The 6,134-nt window shown below is 63.9% G+C and carries 4 protein-coding genes; 2 read left to right on the top strand and 2 right to left on the bottom strand.

Annotated elements, in window-relative coordinates; translation table 11 throughout:
- Positions 1-140: 140 nt before the first annotated feature.
- Entirely contained in the window at positions 141-2,735 is a 2,595-nt protein-coding gene (acnD, locus tag QZY48_RS27195; RefSeq protein WP_295436708.1) for a Fe/S-dependent 2-methylisocitrate dehydratase AcnD, read from the bottom strand.
- Between the two features lie 450 nt (positions 2,736-3,185).
- Between acnD and QZY48_RS27190 the strand changes: the two genes are divergently transcribed.
- Positions 3,186-3,443, top strand: a complete 258-nt coding sequence (locus tag QZY48_RS27190; protein WP_295436706.1) for a plasmid stabilization protein — start codon at positions 3,186-3,188, stop codon at positions 3,441-3,443.
- Positions 3,444-3,554: 111 nt separating this feature from the next.
- Here QZY48_RS27190 and QZY48_RS27185 read toward each other — a convergent pair whose 3' ends face one another.
- Positions 3,555-5,132: a hypothetical protein gene (locus QZY48_RS27185; protein ID WP_295436705.1), complete on the bottom strand. Its 1,578-nt coding sequence runs from the start codon at positions 5,130-5,132 to the stop codon at positions 3,555-3,557.
- Positions 5,133-5,296: 164 nt separating this feature from the next.
- Between QZY48_RS27185 and QZY48_RS27180 the strand changes: the two genes are divergently transcribed.
- The gene (locus QZY48_RS27180; protein ID WP_295436703.1) at positions 5,297-6,037 is read left to right on the top strand and encodes a S24 family peptidase; all 741 of its coding nucleotides are present in this window, start codon (positions 5,297-5,299) and stop codon (positions 6,035-6,037) included.
- The last annotated feature ends 97 nt before the right edge of the window (positions 6,038-6,134 follow it).

The following is a 6,134-nucleotide window of genomic DNA, read 5'->3' as shown; positions in this document are numbered from 1 at the left end:
TGTCGTTGTCGTTGTCGAAATCGTAATTCGGAGAAGCGATGCGATGTGGCGCGCCAGAGCATCCAGGGGGGCTACGATAACCCCGATTACGACAACGACAACGACAAGGAGTCGGGGCGGGACGCCCCGACTCCTTTGGGCTAGGCCGCTATTGAGGACTCGAGGAAGTCCTGCGCGAAGCGCTGCAATACCCCGCCGGCGTCATAGATCAAGACCTCTTCGGCGGTATCCAGACGGCAGGTCACCGGCACCTCCACACGCTCGCCGTTCTTGCGGTTGACCACCAGCGTGAGGTCGGCACGCGGCTTGCGCTCGCCGATCACATCGAAGGTCTCGGTGCCGTCGATCCCAAGGGTCTTGCGGTTCACGCCCGGTTTGAACTCCAGCGGCAGCACGCCCATACCGACCAGATTGGTCCGGTGGATTCGCTCGAAACCTTCAGCCGCGATGGCCTCCACACCGGCCAGCCGCACGCCCTTGGCGGCCCAGTCACGCGAGGACCCCTGCCCATAGTCGGCCCCCGCGATGATGATCAGCGGCTGCTTGCGCTCCATATAGGTCTCGATGGCCTCCCACATCCGGGTGACCTTCCCTTCCGGCTCGATCCGGGCGAGCGATCCCTTCTTGACCTGCCCATCGACCACGGCCATCTCGTTCACCAACTGCGGATTCGCGAAGGTGGCGCGCTGGGCGGTCAGGTGATCCCCGCGGTGGGTGGCATACGAATTGAAGTCCTCTTCCGGCAGGCCCATCTTGGCCAGGTACTCACCGGAGGCGCTGTTCGCCATGATGGCATTGGACGGCGACAGATGGTCGGTGGTGATGTTGTCCGGCAGGACGGCCAGCGCACGCATACCCTTCAGCGTGCGCGCCCCGGCAAGCGCCCCTTCCCAGTAAGGCGGACGGCGGATGTAGGTGGACATCGGCCGCCAGTCGTACAGCGGGGTGACCTTGACGCCATCGTCCTGCGCGACGGCGAACATCGGGATGTACACTTGGCGGAACTGCTCCGGCTTCACGCTGGCGGCGACGATGGCGTCGATCTCTTCATCGGACGGCCAGATGTCCTTCAAGGTGATCGGCCCACCTGCGGCATCCACCCCGAGTGCGTCCTTCTCGATATCGAAGCGGATGGTACCGGCAATGGCGTAGGCCACGACCAACGGCGGCGAGGCCAGGAAGGCCTGCTTGGCATAGGGGTGGATACGGCCGTCGAAATTGCGGTTGCCGGACAAGACGGCCGTGGTATAAAGGTCCCGGTCGATGATCTCCTGCTGGATCGCAGGGTCCAGGGCACCGGACATGCCGTTGCAGGTGGTGCAGGCATAGCCGACGATGCCGAAGCCGAGCTTCTCCAGTTCGGACAGCAGACCGGCCTCCTCCAGATACAGCTTGGCCACCTTGGAGCCCGGGGCAAAGGAGGACTTGACCCAGGGCTTGCGCACCAGACCGAGCTGATTGGCCTTGCGCGCCAGCAGGGCCGCCGCCACCACGTTGCGCGGATTGCTGGTGTTGGTACAACTGGTGATGGCCGCGATGATCACGGCGCCATCCGGCATCTCGCCTTCCTTCTCTTCCCAGGCACCGGCGATGCCGCGCGCGGCCAGCTCGGACGTCGGCAGACGCCGGTGCGGATTGGAGGGGCCGGCCATGTTGCGCACCACGGACGACAGATCGAACTCCAGCACCCGCGGATATTCGGCGTCGACCAGGCTGTCGGCCCACAGACCGGCAGTCTTGGCGTAGTTCTCGACCAGCGCGACCTGCTCCGGCTCGCGACCGGTCAGCTTGAGATAGTCGATGGTCTGCCGGTCGATATAAAACAGGCCCGCGGTGGCGCCGAATTCCGGCGTCATGTTGGAGATGGTGGCACGGTCACCGATGGTCAGGTCGGCCGCACCTTCACCGAAGAATTCGAGATAGGCGCCCACCACCCGCTCCTTGCGCAGGAACTCGGTCAGGGCCAGCACGATGTCGGTGGCGGTGATGCCCGGCTGGCGCCGGCCGGTCAGCTTCACCCCGATGATGTCGGGCAGGCGCATCATGGACGCGCGGCCCAGCATCACGGTCTCCGCCTCCAGCCCGCCGACGCCGATCGCGATCACCCCCAGGGCATCGACATGCGGGGTGTGGCTGTCGGTACCGACACAGGTATCCGGGAAGGCCACGCCGTCACGGACCTGGATCACCGGCGACATCTTCTCCAGGTTGATCTGGTGCATGATGCCGTTGCCGGCCGGTATCACATCGACGTTCTTGAACGCCTTCTTGGTCCAATTGATGAAGTCGAAGCGGTCTTCGTTGCGACGGTCCTCGATGGCGCGATTCTTGGCGAAGGCGTCCGGATCAAAGCCGCCACATTCCACGGCCAGCGAGTGGTCGACGATCAACTGCGTCGGAACGACCGGGTTCACCTGCGCGGGATCACCGCCCATCTCGGCGATGGCGTCACGCAGCCCCGCCAAGTCGACCAATGCGGTCTGACCGAGAATGTCGTGGCACACGACACGGGCCGGGAACCAGGGGAAATCCAACTCCTGCTTGCGCTCGATGAGCTGCGTGAGCGAATCGGTCAGCGTGGCCGGGTCGCAGCGGCGCACCAGGTTTTCCGCCAGCACGCGCGAGGTGTACGGCAGCCCGGCGTAGGCGCCGGGCTTGATCGCATCGACCGCGGCACGCGCGTCGAAGTAACTCAGGTCGGTGCCGGGCAGGGGTTTGCGGTTGGTGGTATTCATGGGGCTACACTTCTTGGGCGTTAGGTGCGTCGCGGTGGACGGTGAGAAGAGGGTCATTGCCATGTCGGCGCGCCACGAGGGCCTCGCGCCGGTGCGCAAGTTTCAAAAAGTTAAACCCCCCGATTTTATCCACCCGCAGGGAGTCGGGCAAGGGCCGCCGACCGCGGCGCAGGCGCCGAGCGTAGGATGGGCAGAGCGAGAGCGATGCCCATCGTCCAAGGATCGCCCCGCCGGATGGGCACCGCTCTCGCTCTGCCCATCCTACAAACGTCACCGACCACGTTACCTGGATCGCACTCTGGCCGCGGCGCACGCTCAGGGGATCAGCCTGCGACGCCCGGCGAGACCGGCTGCCAGACCGGCGGGCCGGACTGCCGCAGCCTGTACCTTGCCCAAACCGCAAACAATGACTACCATGCTATAAATGTAAGCTTTCCCGAGGGCTCGCCCATGGCGGCGATCACGATCCGAAAGATCGACGACTCACTCAAGACCCGCCTGCGGATCAGCGCGGCACAACGCGGCTGCTCGATGGAGGAAGAGGCGCGGCGGATCCTGCGCGAGGCCCCGGCGACACCCGCCGCCGAGACGGATCTCGGGACCCGCCTGCACCAGCGCGTGCTGGAGGTCTCGGGGGGTGCCGAGCTTGCGCCCCCGGCCCGCTCCCAGCCCCGCGCAGCCCCTGCATTCGGCGACGACGAGCCGTGATCCTGCTCGACACCAACGTCGTCTGCGAGTCAGTGTCGACGCGGCCGGTGCGCCTCGAGATGCCCTGAAGGCGATCGATACCTGTCGAAGAACTTGTTTTTTAATAATTACTTAGCGGCCCACCACGCGCATTCTCAAGTAATCGCAAAGGTCACGATACTCAAATAGACCACGGCGCAGATTCGTGAATAACTCCGCCCTGTCGTCCTGACTCAGGAGCAGGAGCATCAGGTCAAACATCTGGGCATCTTGCTCGGCATCGATCCATGCCCAACCGCTTTCGGTCAACGCGAGCATTTGGCTTTCGGCAACGTGCATGAGCCGTCCGTGGCGCGCCTCGACATCAGTCCCGAAACGCCCGCCGAGCCCGCTCTGCCAGTCATCCCAGAGCGGCCTCAGTGCCGCACCAAACTCATCGAGAATCAACGTTTGCGCCGGCGAGAGCTGAGCACCGGACTGATGGCGGACAAAAGACTCACCGTCACCGCTCTCCTCTTCACCTTCCGCGTCCTCGCTGAGGTGTGCCACCTGGGCGCCAAGGTCGCGGAGTTTCTGAACGAGCGTTGCCGTTTCGCGCTCGATCGTCTCGCGACAGGCGTCGCCATGCGCGGGAAACCGCTCGTGCAGGCGTGCGACAACCGCCGCCACGCCTAAGCGATACCGACAGTTGCGCGCACTCGCCCCCATGATATCCAGCATGGCGTTGCCCAATTGCGAGTAAACACTGTCCGGAGTGGTCGCAGGTCGGTCCAGCCGATCGAGGCCAGCGAGTCGGTCCGGATCCAGCGTGATACCGGTTGCGACCAGAGCCGAGGCCAATGGCTCTGGGGCCAACTGCGGGCCAACTGGCCGGCAACAGACCGCATCGATCAGCCCGTCGAGATCGCCAATGGCGTTGAGCCACTGCCTGAAGCGGCGGAGAACACCCAGCGTGACTCGTCCCTCATGCTGGCCCACCTGTGCGGCGAGCCAATCCAACAGCGTCTCCCGCGCGACGTGTCGTTGCAGCACCCGGATGTGCTCCTCCGGGTTGGTACCCGCGCAGACATAACGGTCCATCGACTCCAGGCAAGGCGTCGCGCCGATCAGGGCCGCGTAGAGTCGATCGGCATCGACCAGCAACGGAATCGGCGCACGGATTCCGCATTGCTCCTCAAGGGTGCGCAGGGCGTCCAGGCATTGGTCCCGATTGATGTCACCGCTGACCAGCGCGCAGTCGGGAAAGCGCCCCTCGGCGAGGATCGCGACGCCCAAGACTGCCAGGTGGTAAGGATGGCCCTGGGTCTTTTCGGAGAACACGGTCACACCTTGGTCGCCCTTGAGCACCGCGCGCAACAGATCGCGCGGTACCGTGGATGGTTGGCGCGTCCGGTAGTGGCCGAGGTCCTCGTAGAGACAAAAACTCTCCCCGTGCGTCATGGATGCCAGGTCGCCGGAGACGCGAAGATGTCGTTGGGCCGGGTCTTGTGGTTCATGCTCAAGCTGGCGGGAATAAACCAGTCGCGTGGTCCCCTTGACCGGTTCCCGGCGCAGCCCGACTAAACCGTCCGGGTGGCCGGTTAGAAAGTCCCGCGCCTGGCGATAAAAATCTTTCCAGGCTGCCGGGACGATCCCTTCGGGATCAATACTCAGGCGAACATAAACCCCCATCGGTGCCTCTCCTGCGGTTGGAATGCGTGACTTTTCCATTGAAAAATATTAGGTTGCGCCGATCACCCCCTACCCCGCGGCCTGGATCGACACCGCTTGGCCAATGCTCCAAGGCCCGAGAAATGCCCATAACGAACATAAATTAAACATTAAGTTTGTTGCTGTCAAGCGCGGACTGCCTACACTTCGCGCCCATGACAGCCATGGCCAGAGTCGAGGCGGAGATCCGTGCGCGGGGCGAATCCTTGTCCGCGTTTGCGGCCCGCATCGGCGTGCGCAGTCAGGACATCAATAACTGGAAGAAGCGAGGGATTCCCAGAACCAGACAGAGGTTAGTCGCGGACGCCCTTGGCTGGACCCTGGACGACCTGCTCATCGATGACGCTACGGGGTCGTTCAGGTTGCCTGATGCACCTGGGCACGCGTCCGCGATAGTGATCGCGGAACCCGTCATCGGCGACCAGGCGTCTGCCGCAATCCCAGAAGCGCTTAGCCATTCCAGTGCCCCAAGCGACTTGCCAACCGATCGTTCGGTGTTGATTCCCAGACGGCGGATCCTGCTGTCCGCGGGTAGCCGCGAGCTGGTGCTCGCGGCGGAGACACCCCCACTGGTCGTTGACCCCGACTGGCTCCGCCGGATAGGACTGAGCGCGGAGCACGCGGCTGTCCTTTACGCCCAGGGAGACAGCATGGCGCCGTTGATCCGTGAGGGCGATGTGCTGCTCGTTGATCTCAGCGACCGGGCGCTCCACGACGGGCGCATCTTTGCCATTCGCTACGCCCATGAGCTAAGGGTACGCCGCCTCTTTCGCCGCTATGATGGATGGCTCATCTTGCGCACCGAAAATCGGCAGCGGTATCCGGATGAGACAGTCCCACCATCGGATCATAACGTACACATCGAAATCATCGGTCGGGTCCTTTGGCGCGGCGGCCAGATTTGAGTCCAACAGCGCACTCACAGCGAACGGTTCCCAGCGGGGGCCTTGGTCATAACTCCGGCCATGCACCCTTGCGGCAACCCGTCGCGGCCGGGGGGCC

Origin of the sequence: uncultured Thiodictyon sp. (genome assembly GCF_903828115.1) — a bacterium.
Taxonomy (GTDB): domain Bacteria; phylum Pseudomonadota; class Gammaproteobacteria; order Chromatiales; family Chromatiaceae; genus Thiodictyon.
This window is presented reverse-complemented; position numbering and strand designations above follow the sequence as displayed.

Bases quoted from the DNA above. Each gene is read 5' to 3' on its own strand.
- QZY48_RS27185 (WP_295436705.1), bottom strand. From the start codon at position 5,132: ATGGAAAAGTCACGCATTCCAACCGCAGGAGAGGCACCGATGGGGGTT.
- QZY48_RS27180 (WP_295436703.1), top strand. From the start codon at position 5,297: ATGGCCAGAGTCGAGGCGGAGATCCGTGCGCGGGGCGAATCCTTGTCC.
- acnD (WP_295436708.1), bottom strand. From the start codon at position 2,735: ATGAATACCACCAACCGCAAACCCCTGCCCGGCACCGACCTGAGTTAC.
- QZY48_RS27190 (WP_295436706.1), top strand. From the start codon at position 3,186: ATGGCGGCGATCACGATCCGAAAGATCGACGACTCACTCAAGACCCGC.